This is a genomic window from Thermobacillus composti KWC4 (assembly GCF_000227705.2).
GTDB lineage: Bacteria > Bacillota > Bacilli > Paenibacillales > Paenibacillaceae > Thermobacillus > Thermobacillus xylanilyticus.
In genome coordinates, this window is record NC_019897.1 from 4,003,826 (window position 1) to 4,021,238 (window position 17,413).

General features: G+C 61.1%; 18 protein-coding genes. 15 read left to right on the plus strand and 3 right to left on the minus strand.

All coding sequences use genetic code 11. The features are described 5' to 3' along the window. The first annotated feature begins 107 nt into the window (after positions 1-107). Complete coding sequence (locus THECO_RS18370) at positions 108-308, plus strand: hypothetical protein (protein ID WP_015256513.1); 201 nt, start codon at positions 108-110, stop codon at positions 306-308. Positions 309-884: 576 nt separating this feature from the next. On the opposite strand, the gene THECO_RS18375 is transcribed toward THECO_RS18370, so the two are convergent. Continuing rightward, positions 885-1,067 carry a YjzC family protein gene (locus THECO_RS18375; RefSeq protein WP_015256514.1) on the minus strand — a complete coding sequence of 61 codons (183 nt, stop codon included), beginning with the start codon at positions 1,065-1,067 and terminating at the stop codon, positions 885-887. A 231-nt stretch (positions 1,068-1,298) separates the two neighbouring features. Here THECO_RS18375 and rpsF point away from each other — a divergent pair, with 231 nt between their 5' ends. The 6 genes from rpsF (at position 1,299) to THECO_RS18405 (ending at position 5,456) form a co-directional block, all read left to right on the plus strand. Next, positions 1,299-1,586, plus strand: a complete 288-nt coding sequence (gene rpsF, locus THECO_RS18380; RefSeq protein WP_015256515.1) for a 30S ribosomal protein S6 — start codon at positions 1,299-1,301, stop codon at positions 1,584-1,586. A 46-nt stretch (positions 1,587-1,632) separates the two neighbouring features. Beyond that, positions 1,633-2,124, plus strand: a complete 492-nt coding sequence (gene ssb / locus THECO_RS18385; protein ID WP_015256516.1) for a single-stranded DNA-binding protein — start codon at positions 1,633-1,635, stop codon at positions 2,122-2,124. 25 nt (positions 2,125-2,149) lie between these two features. Continuing rightward, positions 2,150-2,461 (plus strand): 30S ribosomal protein S18, encoded by a 312-nt coding sequence (gene rpsR / locus THECO_RS18390; RefSeq protein ID WP_015256517.1) that lies wholly within the window; start codon positions 2,150-2,152, stop codon positions 2,459-2,461. 235 nt (positions 2,462-2,696) lie between these two features. Beyond that, a complete protein-coding gene (locus THECO_RS18395; RefSeq protein ID WP_015256518.1) occupies positions 2,697-3,602 on the plus strand; it encodes a helix-turn-helix transcriptional regulator in 906 nt (301 codons plus the stop codon). Between the two features lie 32 nt (positions 3,603-3,634). Next, the gene (locus THECO_RS18400) at positions 3,635-4,597 is read left to right on the plus strand and encodes a zinc-dependent alcohol dehydrogenase (protein ID WP_015256519.1); all 963 of its coding nucleotides are present in this window, start codon (positions 3,635-3,637) and stop codon (positions 4,595-4,597) included. Positions 4,598-4,622: 25 nt separating this feature from the next. Next, positions 4,623-5,456 (plus strand): sugar phosphate isomerase/epimerase family protein, encoded by an 834-nt coding sequence (locus THECO_RS18405; protein WP_015256520.1) that lies wholly within the window; start codon positions 4,623-4,625, stop codon positions 5,454-5,456. 92 nt (positions 5,457-5,548) lie between these two features. Here the strand turns inward: THECO_RS18405 and THECO_RS18410 are convergent, their stop codons facing one another. Continuing rightward, entirely contained in the window at positions 5,549-5,884 is a 336-nt protein-coding gene (locus THECO_RS18410) for a DUF4870 domain-containing protein (RefSeq protein ID WP_015256521.1), read from the minus strand. 129 nt (positions 5,885-6,013) lie between these two features. Between THECO_RS18410 and THECO_RS18415 the strand changes: the two genes are divergently transcribed. The 8 genes from THECO_RS18415 to THECO_RS18450 all read left to right on the plus strand — a co-directional run bounded on the left by THECO_RS18415 (position 6,014) and on the right by THECO_RS18450 (position 16,051). Beyond that, positions 6,014-7,051: an LCP family protein gene (locus THECO_RS18415; protein ID WP_015256522.1), complete on the plus strand. Its 1,038-nt coding sequence runs from the start codon at positions 6,014-6,016 to the stop codon at positions 7,049-7,051. 39 nt (positions 7,052-7,090) lie between these two features. Further along, on the plus strand, positions 7,091-7,564 hold the full coding sequence (locus THECO_RS18420; RefSeq protein ID WP_015256523.1) for a CBS domain-containing protein: 474 nt from the start codon (positions 7,091-7,093) through the stop codon (positions 7,562-7,564). After that, positions 7,561-9,609 carry an amidohydrolase family protein gene (locus tag THECO_RS18425; RefSeq protein WP_015256524.1) on the plus strand — a complete coding sequence of 683 codons (2,049 nt, stop codon included), beginning with the start codon at positions 7,561-7,563 and terminating at the stop codon, positions 9,607-9,609. Before THECO_RS18420 ends, THECO_RS18425 begins: the two co-directional genes overlap by 4 nt. Before the next feature lie 132 nt (positions 9,610-9,741). Further along, positions 9,742-10,644, plus strand: coding sequence for a DUF2232 domain-containing protein (locus tag THECO_RS18430; RefSeq protein ID WP_157373638.1), 903 nt, complete (start codon positions 9,742-9,744; stop codon positions 10,642-10,644). Positions 10,645-10,659: 15 nt separating this feature from the next. Further along, positions 10,660-12,624 carry a DHH family phosphoesterase gene (locus THECO_RS18435; protein ID WP_015256526.1) on the plus strand — a complete coding sequence of 655 codons (1,965 nt, stop codon included), beginning with the start codon at positions 10,660-10,662 and terminating at the stop codon, positions 12,622-12,624. Continuing rightward, entirely contained in the window at positions 12,621-13,064 is a 444-nt protein-coding gene (rplI, locus tag THECO_RS18440; RefSeq protein ID WP_015256527.1) for a 50S ribosomal protein L9, read from the plus strand. Before THECO_RS18435 ends, rplI begins: the two co-directional genes overlap by 4 nt. A gap of 148 nt (positions 13,065-13,212) precedes the next feature. Then, on the plus strand, positions 13,213-14,577 hold the full coding sequence (gene dnaB / locus THECO_RS18445) for a replicative DNA helicase (RefSeq protein ID WP_015256528.1): 1,365 nt from the start codon (positions 13,213-13,215) through the stop codon (positions 14,575-14,577). Positions 14,578-14,764: 187 nt separating this feature from the next. Continuing rightward, positions 14,765-16,051, plus strand: coding sequence for an adenylosuccinate synthase (locus THECO_RS18450; RefSeq protein ID WP_015256529.1), 1,287 nt, complete (start codon positions 14,765-14,767; stop codon positions 16,049-16,051). Positions 16,052-16,162: 111 nt separating this feature from the next. On the opposite strand, the gene THECO_RS18455 is transcribed toward THECO_RS18450, so the two are convergent. Further along, on the minus strand, positions 16,163-17,404 hold the full coding sequence (locus THECO_RS18455) for an ISL3 family transposase (protein ID WP_015253098.1): 1,242 nt from the start codon (positions 17,402-17,404) through the stop codon (positions 16,163-16,165). Positions 17,405-17,413: the final 9 nt, after the last annotated feature.

Here is a 17,413-nt window from a genome sequence, read left to right on the forward strand (position 1 = left end):
ATTTCTCTTTAGTAGTGCGGCAGAATATGTGGTTAACAGCAACATAGAAATCGAAAATTTAGCGGAATGGTAAGATAACTCAGTACTTGTTAAGAGGGTGGTATCTTGTGGATAATTGGGAAGATCTAAAACAGTCGAAGATCAGGTTTTTTCAGGCGATACGCTGGATGGAAGAGCGGATCGGTACGTCGCTCGATCGGGTTGGAGCCGGTGATCCGGAAGCGATCGCCATCATGGAACGGAACATGCTGAAAGAGACGCTGAAAGCACGAACGAAGACCATCGGAATACACTCTAGAACAACTTGAAAATCTATGCGGACAATTACGTGTTTTGTCGCAGCCTTTCGCCTCTAACTTGTTCGAATCTTACTTTTGCTGTTTCGTATGATCCGCAATGCTTTAACTTGCCGTCGTACTCCACAGCGATTCGTGTCTTGCGTTTTTTATGCGCATCCTGGAATCTCCTTGGATAACTGTCAACAAAGTATCAAAAAAGTATCAACTTTCGTGTTTTCAAATTTAGTTTAGCCGCTTTTAGCCGATTACAACGGCCATCTTGTGAATGAAGTAAATGGTCGGAATGGTCGGGCGCGTGCAACATGGGAGGGGCCCGGCTGTGACGCGCCGGCCCGTTGCCCCTCTCAACGCGGACAGCCATAATCGGCCCTGTGAGCTCTTAAAACTTAACGGGGTAAAAAATACTGTGAAGCACATTGGAATGGAGGTAAATCGGAGGTGTCTGAAAAGGTCTGGTAGCGGTTGAGGGGTTCCCCCAAAAAAACCTCCAGAAAAAAGAGGTTGCATGGCCGTCAGGTTACGACATGGGTAATATTTCCACAGACAAAGAAACTTCCGGCCCTGGAGTCTGTGGAAGGTTCTCTGTTATTTTTTCACGCGCTTCCACTTGCGGCGATGATTCGATGGCCCGGGGAACTTCTCGCCTTTGCGCAGATAAATTTTGCGCGGATCGTTGATGCCCATAATGTGGTCGTTGTCGCCGACCTCCATGTACCACCCGTCGTTCGGCGCGGAATGTCCCGCGTCGAATTCGGTCCACTCGCCCATGAATGCAGCCCCTCCGTTCCTTCGCTTGATTTGGATGCTGCCCATATTGTTGGCTGGCGGGGCGCCGGTCATGAACGGGAACATCCGGGGTATAAGGAAGGATCGGCGGATACTTGCCGAGAAGTGCGATTATTGGTATAGTATGTAGGTATGCGAGTCATTGTCCCGACACGGGACGCTCGCTCCTTGCTCCCGCACGGGGGCCTTCAGTCCATAAGGAGGTGAACGGAGATGCGCAAGTACGAAGTGATGTACATCATCCGTCCGGACGTTGAACAGGAGACGCTCCAAGCGGTCGTCGAGAAGTTCAACGCGATCATCGCGAATGGCGGCGAAGTCATCAAGTCCGAAGTTCTGGGCAAGCGCCGTCTGGCTTACGAGATCCAGAAGTTCCGCGACGGCATCTATGTGCTGGTGAACTTCAACGCCACGCCCGAAGTCGTGGCGGAGCTCGAACGCGTACTCAGGATCACGGACGAAGTCATCCGCCATCTGATCGTGCGCGACGACGCCGCGTAAACGCGCGAAATCCGCGGAAGCACATTCCGATTGGGAGGTCCAGGCCATGTTGAACCGGGTCATATTGATCGGGAGATTGACGCGGGATCCCGAGATGCGTTATACGCCTTCCGGCGTGGCCGTCACGCAGTTTACGCTGGCGGTTGACCGGCCGTTTACGAACAGCACCGGGGAGCGCGAAGCGGATTTCATCCCGATCGTCGTCTGGCGCCAATTGGCCGAGACATGCGCGAACTATCTGCGCAAAGGCCGTCTCGCAGCGGTCGAAGGCCGGATTCAGGTGCGCCATTATGACAATAACGAAGGGCGCAGAGTGTACGTGACCGAAGTGGTGGCCGACAACGTGCGGTTCCTTGAACCGCCGAACCGGGAAAACCGCGACGATGCCGGAGGTTACGGCGCGGGGGCCGGCTATTCGGGCGGCTACGGCGGATCGTCCGGCGGTTACGGCGGCGGCCGCGGCGGCGCCCGCAACGACGACCCGTTCAAGGATGACGGACGCCCAATCGATATTTCGGAAGACGATCTGCCATTCTGATTTCTGAAGCAAAGGAGGACGGACCATGAGCGAGCAACAACAAGCGCAGCCGCAGCAATCGCAGCAACAGCAGCAGCCGCAGCAGCGGCCGGAGCGCGAACGCCGTTACGGCGGCCGCAAAGGGCGGAACAAGCGCCGGAAAGTCTGCTATTTCACGGTGAACAAGATCACGCACATCGACTATAAAGACACCGAACTGCTCCGCAAGTTCATCAGCGAGCGCGGCAAGATTCTGCCCCGCCGCGTGACGGGCACGAGCGCGAAATATCAGCGGATGCTGACGACGGCCATCAAGCGGGCCCGCCAGCTGGCGCTGCTGCCGTACACGACGGAGTAATCGGCAGGCAGAAATCCCGGACCTCACAAAAGGGACCGGGATTTTTTATGTCATACTGCTACTTATGTGAAAATTTTTACGTACTTTTGGTTAAATCTCAGGCCTTCTGTTCAAAGACTCGGCGGTCGACCATCCGTTATAATTTACAGGAAGAAGGCCGGGACGGCGGCCGGACAACCCGTCGACGGTTGCCGACAAAACAACAAAGATGCGGGCGGGAGGAACGGAAGACGGGATGCAACCTCCGATACTGCGGGACATTTCGCCGTTCGTGCGATGCGTGAAGATCACCCGGTCGGAAGGGCTGGCCGGCGAATGGCTGGATTACGATCACGTGTTTACCTACATCGAACAGGGCAAAGCCGACTTCATCCTGAACGGGGTGAAATACGAAGCGTCGGAAGGCGACGTCATTCTCATGCATCCGCTGCTCAAACATCTGATCTACGCCGCTCCCGGAACGACGCTCGAGCAGTATATCGTGCATTTCGATCTGTATGAAGACGAGGAGCGGGAAAAGTGGCGGACGATCGGCATTACGGACAAGCGGCAACTCGACGTCCCGCAGCGGGAGCGGACGCTGGAGCGGATGCCGTCGCTGGTCCGGGTCCGCGCCGCCGACCGCGTCGAACTGCGGCGGCAGTTCCATCGGCTGCTGGAACTGTACCGGGAAGAAGACAGCCCGGTCCGGCGGCTGCGGATGAAGGCGATTGCCGTCGAGCTGATCGCCCTGTATCTGCGCAGCCTCGATGCGGCCGCGACGGACGGCGTCGAGACGAAGGGCTGGGTTCCGATCGAGCGCTGCATCGCGTACATTCACGGGCACTATGCGGATCCGGACCTGACGAATGCGCGGATCGCCGCCGGCATCGGTTTCTCGCCCGGCTATCTGTCCATGCTGTTCAAGGAGCAGTTCGGCACGACGATCCACAAATACATCACATCGGTCCGCATCGAGCAGGCGAAGCGGCTCATCCTGGAGGGCGGCGCGACGCTGACGGAGATCGCCGAACGGGTCGGGTTTGCGAGCATTCACCATTTCAGCCGCATTTTCAGAAAAGAGACGGGCGTTCCGCCCAGCCGGTATGCGGCGGAAAGCAAGCGTCACCATGACCATCAAAAAGGAGAGTCCGAAACATGAACAGGCAAATCGTATTCACGGCCCCCTAGCAAGTGGAAGTCCGGAAAGAAGCGGTGCCCGACCGTCCGCTTGTCGGACGCGAAGCGCTCGTCCGCAAGCTGTATACCCTGATCAGCCCGGGAACGGAGCTTGCCTGTCTGTCCGGCGGGGAGAGCTGGTTCCGCATGCCGGGCATTCCCGGCTACGCCGCGGTCAGCCGGATCGAGGCGGTCGGACCGGAAGTCGAAGGTTTTGCGGCCGGCGATGTCGTTTTCCACTATGCCAACCACAGCGAGTACGAGATCGTGAAGGCGGAAGGCGTCTTCCTGAAAGTGCCGGACGGCCTCGAGCTGTCGTGGGTGCCGTTCACGCGGATGGCGACGGTGGCGATGACGAGCCTGCGCGTGTCGACGATCGAATTGGGCGATTATGTGGCCGTCACCGGACTCGGCCTGATCGGCAACATGGCGGCACAACTCGCGGGACTGCAGGGGGCGACGGTCATCGGCGTCGACCTGTCGGAGAATCGGCGCAGGCTGGCGGAAGCCTGCGGCATCGCGCATACGGTCGCCGGCGGCGAAGGCGCCGCGGAGCGGGTCAAGGCGATCGCCGAAGGCGGCGTCGGCACGCTGATTGAAGCGACGGGCGTGCCGCAGGTCGCGGTCGAGAGCGTCTCATGGATCCGCCAATACGGTGAGATGATTCTGCTCGGCAGCCCGCGCGGCCGGTACGAGACGGACGTGACGGATCTGCTTAACTACGTGCATCTGAACGGGCGCGGCTGCATCACGTTCAAGGGCGCCCACGAATGTCGATTCCCGGTGGAGAAAGATCCGTTCGTGAAACATTCGCTCGTCCGCAACTCCGAGGTGGTGTTCGGCCTCCTGAAGAGCGGCCGTCTCCGGGTGGAGCCGCTGATCAGCCACATCCTCGCGCCGGAGGAAGCGGCTGCGGCGTATGACGGGCTGAAGAGCCGCAAGGACGAGTACCAGGGCGTCCTGTTCAAATGGGCGTAACGCAAGGAAGGAGAGAGGGGCAGCAATGATCAGAGGACTGACAAGGGCCGGCCTCGGCCCGAAATGGACGGATGAGGAACTGATCCGCAAGGCGGGCGAATACGGATTCGGCGCTGTCGATTTCGACCCGCGCGGCTTGATCGGCGAACTGGGACTGGACGGCGTGCGGCAGCTGCTGGACGAGACGGGCGTCCGGCTCGGCGCGATCGGCCTGCCGGTCGAATGGCGCAAGTCGGATGCCGAGTTCCGCGCCGGGCTTCCGCAGCTGGCGGCGATCGCCGAAGCGGCGGCCGCGCTGGGCGGCACACGCTGCTGCACCTATATCCTGCCGTCGACGGACGAGCCGGCCGCGCGGTTCATGGCGAAGGCGGTCGTCCGGCTGCGCGCCTGCGCCGAGCTGCTCGGCGCCTACGGCATCCGGCTCGGGCTCGAGTTCGTCGGCCCGCATCATCTGCGGACGGCATGGAGCCATCCGTTCATCTGGACGATCGAAGAGACGCTCGAATTCGCCGCGGCCATCGGCACGCCGAACGTCGGGCTGCTCGTCGACGTCTACCATGTCGTCACGACGGGCGCCGGTCCGGACGATATCCGGCGGCTCGACAAGCGGCAGGTGGTTCATGTGCACATCAACGACGCCAAGAACTTGCCGGTGCACGAGCTGCGGGACAACGACCGGCTGATTACCGGCGAAGGCGTGCTTGACCTGAAGGGATTCGTCGACGCGCTCCGCGACATCGGCTACGACGGTCCGGTGGCGCAGGAAGTGCTGACGCCGGCGCCGCCGGCAGAAGATCCGGAGGAGCTGATCAAACGCACGAAAGCCGGCTTTGACCGGCTGTTCGGATTGGAGGAATGATTTTCCATACGAAACTTTTCAGGCTGTTCCCTCGTCATATTCGCAGACGGGCGGAACAGCCTGTTCGTTATTTGCGGATGGTCCGCAAGGGTTCAGAAACGACGGCTCTCCCTGTCGGCAATCGGCCCGACGATCGGCACCAGAAACTTCCTTTCTTGAAGCGCCAGCAGCATGCAGCCGATCCAGCAGACCAGCATGGCCGGAACGAGCAGCATGTTGAAGAACCAGCCGATGAGCGGGATGAAGGAAAGCACGACGTTCATAATAAACAGCGACGCGAACAGCAGCGTGGATTGGAGCGCGTGAAACTTGACGAATCGGCTGTCCTTCTCTATGGCGAGAAAGATCAGTCCGGTGATGAAGCCGAGCGCATAGCAGAGCATCGCGGCGATGCGGATCTCCAGACCGGTGGAAGAGCGGCCGTTCACGGCGATCACCTCGCGGCGGGGAAGCTTGACGCAAGGTCAGCTTGCCCCGTGTTCTACTGCATACGTATTCGCACGCCGCAAGGTATAGAACGGCCGGCGGGTGTGAAAAACGTTGGGAGGACAGGAAGGATGAGACTGTCGCGCAGAAAGGCATGGGCGGCCGGCTTGCTCGCGGGGTTCGTCCTGCTGGGACTGACCGGATATTGGTTCCGGACGCAGATCGCACTGGCGGCTTTTGATCTTTTTTTCGCCAAACGGGTAAAAGCGCAGCTTGAGCGGTCTTACCAGCCGATCGACCTCAGCGCGCCGGAAGGTCGGCAGGACGACCGGCTTCCGGACGGCCGGGAGGAAGCGGCGGAGAAGGCCGATCGGCCGTTCACCCTGCTGCTGCTCGGCTCCGACAGCCGGGGACGGGGACGCGGCCGGTCCGACACGATGATCGTAACGGCCGTCCGGCCGCGCGACAGCGCCATGCTGCTTGTCTCGATTCCGCGCGATGCGCGGGTGTCCATTCCCGGGCGGGAGAAGCCGGAGAAGATTGCCCACGCCTATGCCTACGGCGGCGCGGGGCTGGCGGTCGAGACGGTTGAACGGTTTCTGGATATCGAGATCGATCACTACGCATCGATCAATTTCAAGGGTTTCCGCGAGGTGATCGACACGATCGGCGGCATCAAGCTGCCGATCGAGAAGGACCTTGTGAACAAAGACCCGAATCACGAGCACTTCGTTGTAAAAGCAGGACAGCCGTTTTACAATGGAGAGGATGCGCTGAACTATGTCCGGTTCCGCGAAGACGCCGGCGGAGACGCAAGCCGCACGAAGCGCCAGCAGATTTTCCTGCAGGCGATCATCGACAAGGCGTCGGAAGTCGGCGAGTGGCGCAAAATTCCGGAACTGATCGAGATTATGGGAAGCAATTTCGCGACGGACATTCCGCCGGACGATCTGCTCCGGCTTGCGGAGCAGATGCTGAGAAGCAAGACGCGCCCGATCTACAGTCATACGCTTGAGGGAAAAGGCCGGATGGAGGGCGGCGTCTGGTACTTCATCGCGGACGAGCGCGATGCGGAGCAGGTGACATCATGGATCCGCGCCTGGCTTGATGCCGATGCGGACTTTCAGTCGCTGCCGAAACCTGAGCAGGCCGGGACGGACGGGCGCTGAATCGGCCGGAGGTATTGTCCGCGGGAACGGGGGAACGGCATGAACATCGCTTTTTTTCTGCTGCCGAAGCAGGAAGTGGTCTGTGTGACGATTGAATCGACGCTGCGGCAGGCGCTTGAGCGGATGGAGTATCACCGCTATTCGGCCGTTCCGATTCTGGATGCGGAAGGCCGCTACGCGGGAACGGTGACGGAGGGCGATCTGCTCTGGTACATGAAGAGCCGGCCGGACCTCAAGTTCACGGAGACGCATCGCGTGCCGCTCAAGGAAGTGCCGCTGCGGCTCGATCACAAGGCGGTCAGCATCGACGCCCGGATGGCGGATCTGATCGCACTCGTCAAAGTGCAGAATTTCGTGCCGGTGACCGACGACATGAACCGGTTCATCGGCATTGTGCGGCGCAGTGATATCATTGATTATTGCACGGGTGTCATGATGGAACAGGGACTGCTGCCGGGGACGGACAACAAGCTGACGCCGGCGGCGGAAGACGAATACGGGAGGCAGACATGACGGAACAACGAAACGGCGCAGGCGGACGCGGCTTCAAGACCCGCGTCCTGCTGCCGTTCATCGCGGCGGCCATTGTGATCCTGGCGGCAGCGGCGGTCTGGTGGTTCACGCAGGACGGCGGCAATGCCGGGCAGGAACCGGGAAGGATCGCGGAGCAGCCGAACGATCAGACGGATGAAGGAACGGACGGCAATGCGGGCGACACGCCGCAGGAGCCGGATGAAGGCGCCGGCGGGGAAGAGGATTCCGCCGCGGAGCCCGGAGAAGACCAGCCGTACGATCCGGATAAAGACGTGACGCAGGAAGAACTGGATGCGACCTACGACATCGTCATCACGAACGGCCGCGTCATCAATCCGGAGACGGGACTCGATCGCGAAGGTCTCAACATCGGCATCACCGGCAAGACGATCGGCGTCATCACCTCGCATCCGCTCAAAGGCAGCCAGGTCATTGACGCGGCGGGCCTTGTCGTCGCGCCGGGTTTCATCGACAATCTGTCGTACGATCCGAATGCGCTCGGCGTCTGGACGAAGATCGCCGACGGTGTCACGACGAACATCGCGATGCACGGCGGCACGACAAATCCGAAAGTGTGGCTCGACCACTACGAGCGGGAGCATCCGCCGGTTCACTTCGGCGCGTCGTTCTTCGTGATGCAGGCGCGGAACTCGTTAGGGATAGGCCGCTATGACGCGGCGACGCCCGCCCAGATCGAGAAGCTCAAAGAGATGGCGGAGCGAGCGCTGAACGACGGCGCGCTCGGCATTTCGTTCAGCCTCGAATATGCGCCGGGCACCGACTCGAACGAGGTGCTGGCGCTGGCGAAGCTGGCCGCCGAGTACAACGTGCCCGTCTATTTCCACGGCCGGTATTCCGACGTCGAGGAGCCGGGCACGGAGACGGACACGATGGAGGAGATCATCGGCTACGCGCGGGAGACGGGCGCGGCCGTCCACATTGACCATATCAACAGCACCGGCGGAACGTTCGACATGAAGCGGGCGCTGCAGATGATCGAGGAAGCGCGGGCCGAGGGGCTGGACGTCACCGCCTGCACGTATGCCTACGATTTCTGGGGCACCTACCTGAACTCCGCCCGGTTCGACAAGGGCTGGCAGGAGCGGTTCCGAATCGGTTACGACGATCTGCAGATCGCGGGCACGTCGGAACGGCTGACGGCGGAGACATTCGCCAAATACCGGAAGGAAGGCAAGCTCGCGGTGGCCTACGCCATCCCGCCGGAGTCGGTCATCGAAGCGTTCAAATCGCCGTATGTCATGATCGGTTCGGACGCGATCCTCGAGCCGGGGAACAACAACCACCCGCGGGCTTCGGGCAACTTCGCACGGGCGATCGGCATGTACGTGCGCGAGCTGGAAGTCGTGCCGCTGATCGACATGATCGACAAGCTGAGCACGATGCCGGCGAAGCGGCTGGAGAAACAGGTGCCCGCGCTGCGGAAGAAAGGCCGGATCGCGAAGGGCATGGACGCGGACATCGTCATCTTCGACTTCGCGACGATTGCCGATCAGGCGACGGTCGAGCGGCCGGACCTGCCGTCGAAAGGCATCGAATACGTGCTGGTCGAAGGCCAGGTCGTGCTCGAGAACGGCGTCGTGAACAAAAAGGTCCGCCCGGGCCGGGGCATTCGCAGCGAGTTCGTGCGGGTGTCGGAGTCGGCGGGAACGATGCACTGGGACGGCGCCGAATATCCGCTCGTCGCATTCCGCGACGCCCGGTATTTCGATCTGACCGCATTGACCGAGCGCGGCTTCGGCCTTGCCTGGGACGGCGTCACGCATACCTACACGGTGTCCGAAGGCTCGTCCGCCGCGGACGGACCGGCTGCCGGTTCCAAGCCGGGCGTCATGCCGGAGAAGGGCGTGCTGATGCTCGAGCGCGGCTACCGCGCGGCGGGACCGGGGGGCGCGGAGACGGAGCTCGTCTCGATCGGCAGCCGCGTGTTCGCCCCGCTGTCGTTCTTGACGCAACTGGGATATCACGTGTCCGACGAAGGCGATGTCATCACGGTCGAGCGCTGAACGGACGATGGAGACGATACCAGGGACCTCCCGCGGCGGAGGTCCCTTTTCACATCTTCTATTCCATTCGTTCACCCGGCAGTTTATGCTATAATGGAGCGTAAAGCTCAAATGAACCGGGGAGTGAACGACGTGAACACGGGTATCCGGCCGCTCGCATGGAGCGCCGCCGCGCTGATCCTGCTCATCATGACGGCTGTGCCTGTTCTGAATTTGCCGGCCGTATTTCTGCTTGCGGTCCCGTTCACGGTACTCTATGTTTTGCTGACGCCGATCTCGTTCGCCGTTCATGCGATCGTCATTTTGTCCTTGGCGCTTTTTCTGTTCGGGCCGGTCATTCTGTTCGTCGGCCTTTTCTTCCTGTTGCCGGCCATTGTCATGGGGCACTTCTACAAGCGCCGCGCTCCGGCTCGCACCGTCCTGACCGCCGGCTGCGTGTCGATTCTGGGGCTGTTCCTGCTGGAAATGCTGCTGCTCTCGGTTCTGCTGGACATCCAGATGACGGCGGAACTGGCGGCCCTGATCCGCAGCAACGCGGAAGCGCTGGCCGCCCAGGGCGCATTGCCCGCCGGCTGGAATGCCGAGATGACCGAGGCGTTCGTCGCCGCGGCGATCCGGTCGCTGCCGCTGACGCTCATTCTGGCGTCCTTCATGCTCGCCGTCGTCACCCATTGGCTGGCGCGCAGGGCGCTTGCACGCATGGGCATCGAGGTGCCGGCTTTCCGCAAGGCGCGGGAATGGATGCTGCCGCGCGGGCTTGTATACGCCTATCTGGCCGTCATCGTGCTGCAATGGATCGTGCCGGAAGGCGATGATTCTTATTTTGGCACGGTTATCGTCAACCTGTATCCGCTGCTGCGGTTCGCGTTTACGATCCAGACCATCGGCTTTTTCTTCTACCTGGCCTATCAGAGAGGGTGGCATCGCATCGTGCCGCTCATGATCTCGGTGCCGGTGCTGCTGTTCCCGCCGCTCAGCCTGATCGGCGTGTTCGACACGGTGTTCCCGCTCCGCAAGTCGATCGGCAAGTCATAAGGAGGTTACGTCCGGATGCCGAAAAACTTAATCAGACGCTGGTACGGGCTGCATCATGTCTGGACGCTCATCCTGATGACGGCGATGACGCTCGCGCTGGCCTGGTACGAATGGGTGCTCGGCCTGATCGGATTCGTGCTGACCGGCGCCATGGCGGTATACGCGATGCTCGCGGAGCGGGCGTTCCGGCGCGAACTGAAGCGGTATCTCGGCTCGCTGAGGTACCGGATCGGGAAAATCGGGGGTGAAGTGATCCACGAGCTGCCGTTCGGCATTCTGCTGTTTAGCGACGAACAGATCGTGGAGTGGCACAACCCCTATGTGGCCGGCATTCTGAACCGGGATTCGGCCGTCGGTCTGCCCCTGACCGAACTGTTCCCCGTCCTGGGAGGCAAAGACCGGGACAAGGCGGGCGAGTTCGAGGCGATGATCGGGGAGCGGGTCTACAAGCTGAACTTCAACCCGGAGAAGCGGCTCGTCTACGTCTTCGACATGACGGATCATTGGAATCTCCAGCGGAAATATGAGGACGAGCAGCTCGCGCTCGGCGTCGTCCTGATGGATAACCTGGAAGAAGTGACCCAGGGGATGGACGACCAGCATCGGGCGGCGCTGCTGTCGAAGGTGACGGCCGAGATCACGGATTGGTCCCAGCGCTATCAGATGTACCTGCGCAGGCTGAACTCCGACCGGTTCCTGATCGTCACCGACATGAAGACGCTCAAGCAGCTCGAAGCGTCGCGCTTCGTCATTCTGGATGAAGTGCGCGAGATGACGATGGATCAGAAGATCCCGATGACGCTCAGCATCGGCATGGCTTCCGGCGGTTCGAACGTCGTCGAGGTCGGACAATGGGTGCAGGCGGCCCTCGATATCGCGCTCGGCCGCGGCGGCGACCAGGCGGCCGTCCGTGTCGGCCAGCGGCAGACATTCTACGGCGGCAAGACGAACGCGGTCGAGAAGCGGACCCGCGTCCGGGCCCGCGTCGTCGCCCACGCGCTGCGCGACCTGATGAAAGACAGCGCCAACATCGTCATCATGGGCCACAAGACGCCGGACATGGACTCGATCGGCGCGGCGATCGGCGTGCTGAAGGCGGCCGAAGCGCTGAACAAGGAAGCGTATATCGTGGTCGAGGGCGTCAACCCGTCCATCCAGAAAATGATGGATCTGATCCGCGAAGAGCCGGCGCTGCACGAGCGGTTCATCTCGCCGGAGCACGCGCTGGGGCTGATCGGCCCCCGCTCGCTGGCGGTCGTCGTCGACACGCACCGCGAGTCGCTGCTCAAGGAGCCGCGGCTGCTCGCCGAGACCGAACGGATCGTCATCATCGACCATCACCGCCGCAGCGAGGAATTCATCGCCAACCCGGTCCTGGTGTACATGGAGCCGTATGCGTCTTCGACCTGCGAGCTCGTGACGGAACTGCTGCAATACATTCACGACCGGATCTCGCTCGAGACGATCGAGGCGACGGCGCTGATGGCCGGCATGACGGTCGACACGAAGAATTTCACGCTCCGCACCGGCGCCCGCACGTTCGAGGCGGCGTCGTATCTGCGCCGCAACGGGGCGGATCTTGCGCTCATCCAGCGGATGCTGAAGGAAGATCTGGACGAGTACAACAAGAAAGCGGAGATCATCCGGCACGCCGTCATTCATTACGACCATGTCGCGATTGCAGCCGCCGAACCGGGCAAGCAATATCCGCAGCTGCTGATCGCGCAGGCGGCGGATAAGCTGCTGAACATGAACGGCGTCCTCGCCTCGTTCGTCGTCGCCGAACGGCCGGACGGCATGATCGGCATCAGCGCCCGGTCGCTCGGCAGCATGAACGTGCAAGTGGTCATGGAGCGAATGGGCGGAGGCGGCCACCTGACGAACGCGGCCGCGCAGATGGAAGGCACCGTCAGCGAGGCGGCGGCCCGCCTCAAGGCGATCCTGGACGAAATCGACAAGGAAGAGGGGTTGTTCGAATGAAGGTCATTTTCCTGCAGGATGTGAAGGGCCAGGGCAAGAAGGGCGAAGTGAAGGACGTGTCGGAAGGGTACGCCCGCAATTTTCTTTTACCCCGCGGCCTGGCCAAGGAAGCGTCGCAGGGCAATCTGAAGACGCTGGAAGTGCAGAAGCAATCGGAGGAGCGCCGCAAGCAGCAGGAGAAGCAGGAGGCGGAAGCGCTCGGCAAGAAGCTGGACGCGATGACGGTCGTCATCCGGGCGAAAGCCGGCGAAGGCGGACGGCTGTTCGGCGCCATCACGAGCAAGCAGGTGTCGGAGGCGCTGGCGAAGGAAGGCATCGAGGTCGACAAGCGGAAGATCGAGCTGGACGAACCGATCCGCACACTCGGCGTCACGAAGGTGCCGATCAAGCTGCATCCGCAGGTTCGGGCGACCCTCAGCGTCCAGGTGACGGAAGAATAAGCGTCCCGGAAGGACGGGGCTGCCAAGTGTTCCGCGCGATGCGCCGGGCGCACGGTTCGGTATCGGGCGGCGTCCGGACGCATGGAGGACAAGATCCGAATAGCCGCCGCAGCGGCATTGCGGCGCGGCGGCAAGCGGGAGGATGCATATGACGGCGATGGAGATCGGATTCGATCGGGTGCCGCCGCAGAATATCGAAGCCGAGCAGGCGGTGCTCGGTTCCATTTTGCTGGAAGCGGATGCGCTGGTCACGGCGATGGAACGGCTGCGTCCCGAAGATTTCTACCAGCCGGTCCACCGCATGATCTATGAAACGATGATCGAGCTCGGCGAAGCGGGGCAGCCGATCGATCTCGTGACGCTCACCGCCGCGCTGCAGGACAAGCAGCGGCTGGAGGAAGCGGGCGGGGTCGATTATTTGTCCCGCCTCCTGAGCGTCGTGCCGACGGCCGCGAACGTCGATTACTACGCGCGGATCGTGGAGGAGAAGTCGCTTCTCCGCCGGCTGATCCGGACGGCGACGGAGATCGTGCAGGAAGGCTATGCGGGCGCGGATGATGTGGGGCTGCTGCTCAACGATGCGGAGCAGCGCATCCTCGAGATTTCGAACCGCCGGACGGGAAGCGGGTTCATCTCGATCCGCGATGTGCTGATGGACGTGTTCGAGCAGATCGAGTTCCTGTACAACCACCGGGGCGGCGTGACGGGCATCCCGTCCGGCTTCCCCGATCTCGACCGGATGACGTCCGGCTTTCAGCGCAGCGACCTGATCATCGTGGCGGCCCGCCCGTCGGTCGGGAAGACGGCGTTCGCGCTCAACATCGCGCAGAACGTCGGCGTTCGGGCGCGGGAGACGGTGGCGATCTTCAGTCTCGAAATGTCCGCCTCGCAGCTGGTGCAGCGGATGGTGTGCGCGGAATCGAACGTCGACGCGGGCCGTCTGCGGACGGGCCGTCTGGAAGGCGACGACTGGGAGAAGCTGACGATGGCGATCGGCGCGCTGTCCGAAGCGGAAATTTACATCGACGACACGCCGGGCGTCACGGTCGCGGATATCCGTGCCAAGCTCAGGCGGCTGAAGAAGGAGCGCGGGCTCGGCCTCGTCGTCATCGACTATCTGCAGCTGATTCAGGGCCGGGGCAAGCCCGGGGAGAACCGGCAGCAGGAAGTGTCGGAAATCTCCCGCACCCTGAAGCAGATCGCGCGCGAGCTGGAGGTGCCGGTCATCGCGCTGTCGCAGCTCAGCCGCGGCGTCGAACAGCGGCAGGACAAGCGGCCGATGCTCTCCGACCTGCGCGAATCGGGCTCGATCGAGCAGGACGCGGACATCGTCGCCTTCCTGTACCGGGACGACTATTACGACCGGGAGACGGAGCGAAAGAACATCATCGAGATCATCATCGCGAAGCAGCGGAACGGTCCGGTCGGCACGGTCGAGCTCGTCTTCCTGAAAAACTTCAACAAGTTCGTCAGCCTCGACCGCACGCACGGGGACGCGGACAAGGCTTCCTAGCGGCAATAAATCCGAACGATCTCGGCGGGTCCGGGGTCAATGTTCGTTTTCGTTCATTGACACGGCCGAAGCGTGCTGATACACTGAACTTGCTGCCTTCCGCGCGCCGCCACCCGCCGGCCGGCAAGGCGGCAAAATTTGGCGTGCCTTCATAATGCGCAGTTGGCGCGCCAAGGGAGGAATGCGCATGTCAACGGTCGTTGTCGTCGGCACTCAATGGGGTGACGAAGGCAAGGGGAAGATTACCGATTTCCTGGCGGAAGGCGCGGACGTCGTCGCGCGTTATCAGGGCGGCAACAATGCGGGCCACACCATTCTGATCGGCGGCAAGAAATACAAGCTGACCATGATCCCGTCCGGGATCTTCAACCATAACAAGATTTGCGTCATCGGCAACGGGACGGTGCTCAATCCGAAGGCGCTGGTCGAGGAGATCGACTACATTCACGAGAACGGCTTCTCGACCGACAACCTGAAGATCAGCGACCGCGCCCATGTCATCATGCCGTATCACCTCGTGCTGGACGGCCTCGAGGAAGAGCGCAAGGGCGACGGCAAGATCGGCACGACCCGCAAGGGCATCGGTCCCTGCTACATGGACAAGATGGCGCGGGCCGGCATCCGCATCGTCGATCTGATGGACGCGGAGGAGTTCACGGCGAAGGCCCGCCGCCTGGTGGAAGAGAAGAACCAGATCATCCGGAACGTCTACGGCGGCGAGCCGCTCGACGCGGAGGAGATCATTCGGGAATATCTCGGCTATGCCGAACGTCTCCGGCCGTATGTGACGGATACGTCGGTCGTGCTGAACGACGCCATCGACGCCGGCAAGAACGTGCTGTTCGAGGGCGCGCAGGGCGTCATGCTCGACATCGACCAGGGCACGTATCCGTTCGTCACGTCGTCGAACCCGACCGCGGGCGGCGTCTGCATCGGCTCCGGCGTCGGCCCGTCGAAGATTGATCAGGTGATCGGCGTGGCGAAGGCGTACACGACGCGCGTCGGCGACGGTCCGTTCCCGACAGAACTGCACGATGAAATCGGCGACCTGATCCGCGAGAAGGGCCACGAGTACGGCACCGTGACCGGCCGGCCGCGGCGCGTCGGCTGGTTCGACAGCGTCGTCGTCCGCCATGCCCGCCGCGTGAGCGGCATCACGGGGCTGTCGCTCAACTCGCTCGACGTGCTGACCGGGCTGGAGACGGTGAAGATCTGCACAGCCTACACGTACCGCGGCGAACGGATCGAGCATTACCCGGCCAGCCTCCGGGTGCTGTCGGAATGCGAAGCGGTGTACGAGGAGCTGCCGGGCTGGAAGGAAGACATCTCCGGCGCGAAGTCGCTGGACGATCTGCCGGCCGCGGCGCGGCGCTACGTCGAGCGCGTGTCGGAGCTGACGGGCATCCCGATCGCGATCTTCTCGGTCGGCCGCAACCGCAACCAGACGGTGCCCGTGAGGAAGATTTACCAATAAGGATTATCAATTTGAGACGGCTGTCAGGGACTTTTGTTCTCGGCAGCCGTTATTATTTTTCAAACATAATCAAGTAAAATTGTGGCTCAACATCAAAGTTAGTGCTTGACTTTATGTACCAAATCGTTCACGGTTACATTCGACCAGAAGTCCTTGTACGTAACGTTCCCGGTTCCGGGTGAAGTAATGTCGGCGTTGAAAGGCTTTCATTCGGTTGTTTCTTCCTTCAACCGCCGCATTGGTCCACCGACAGGAGTGATAATTGACGATCTCCGTTCGCCAGTTTCGCATCGTTTTGATGCAGGTGGCTACTGCCGGATGCTGAAAATGTTCCCCTTGTCCCAGCCAGCGGTCAAACCAGATGGCAGCTACTTTGGCGTCCGGTGCACCGTCGTACCATTCCCCAAGCGCTTCTTTCCAGGCATGAACCTGCTGTAAAAGCGACGAATAGCTGAGGATTTCTTGTAACTCCTGCTGCTTTTCAGGGGGCAACGATGCTGCCTGGGGGTTTAGAAGCCGGTGTTTGGCTTTGAGGTTTGCCCGGGCTCTGGCCGACAGCGAACCCTGTACGTCTTTTCGGACCGCCTGAAGGGCATCGATCACGTAACGCGTCACGTGAAACCGGTCCGCGACTCGAAGGGCATCAGGAAAACATTCCTGAATCCAGGCATGGTAATAGGGAGCCAGATCCATCACCACCGCCTTGGGACGAAGCGCCAGAAACTCCGGATGCTTATGCGCATAATCCCGCAATTCTTCCAGTTTGCGTCCGGGCAAAATATCCAGCAACGTCTCGCCTCGGAGGTTATGGATGCCGGTATTGTAGGTATGACCTTTTCGAATCGCAAAATCGTCGATGCCCAGTACGAGATGGCGGCTGCTGGCGGCCTCTTTCCACGCCAATTGCCGAAGCCGTTCACTTTCCACCGACAACCATCGTTGGTGTTTGATCTGCAAGGTGCTGGCCGGCATGCGATGAATCTCCGCACTCTGCTTGACGGTGGAGACCGACGCGGTGTGAATGGCCTGTTGCTCGGACGCGGTACTGTAGCGTTTGCCAGGACCGACAAACGAGTACCGCCAAACAAAACCGGCATGACAACTCTTGCAGAACAGACGAATGGCCGGAGCCAGGAGATAAACGATTTTGCCGAAAGCGTCAGCATGCCGAATTTTCCGGGTTTGGTTGCTGCCTTTGCGAATGACCGAACGATCCGAACGGCAAATGGCGCAAGCCTGCTTGCGTGACTTTGGAACAACCTGAATATGGATCGTTTGCTCATCAATTTCCACAATCTGTTGAACATTTACCTCTGGTAAATTGACTAAAAGATCAGTATACTGGTTGTGCATCTGTCATTC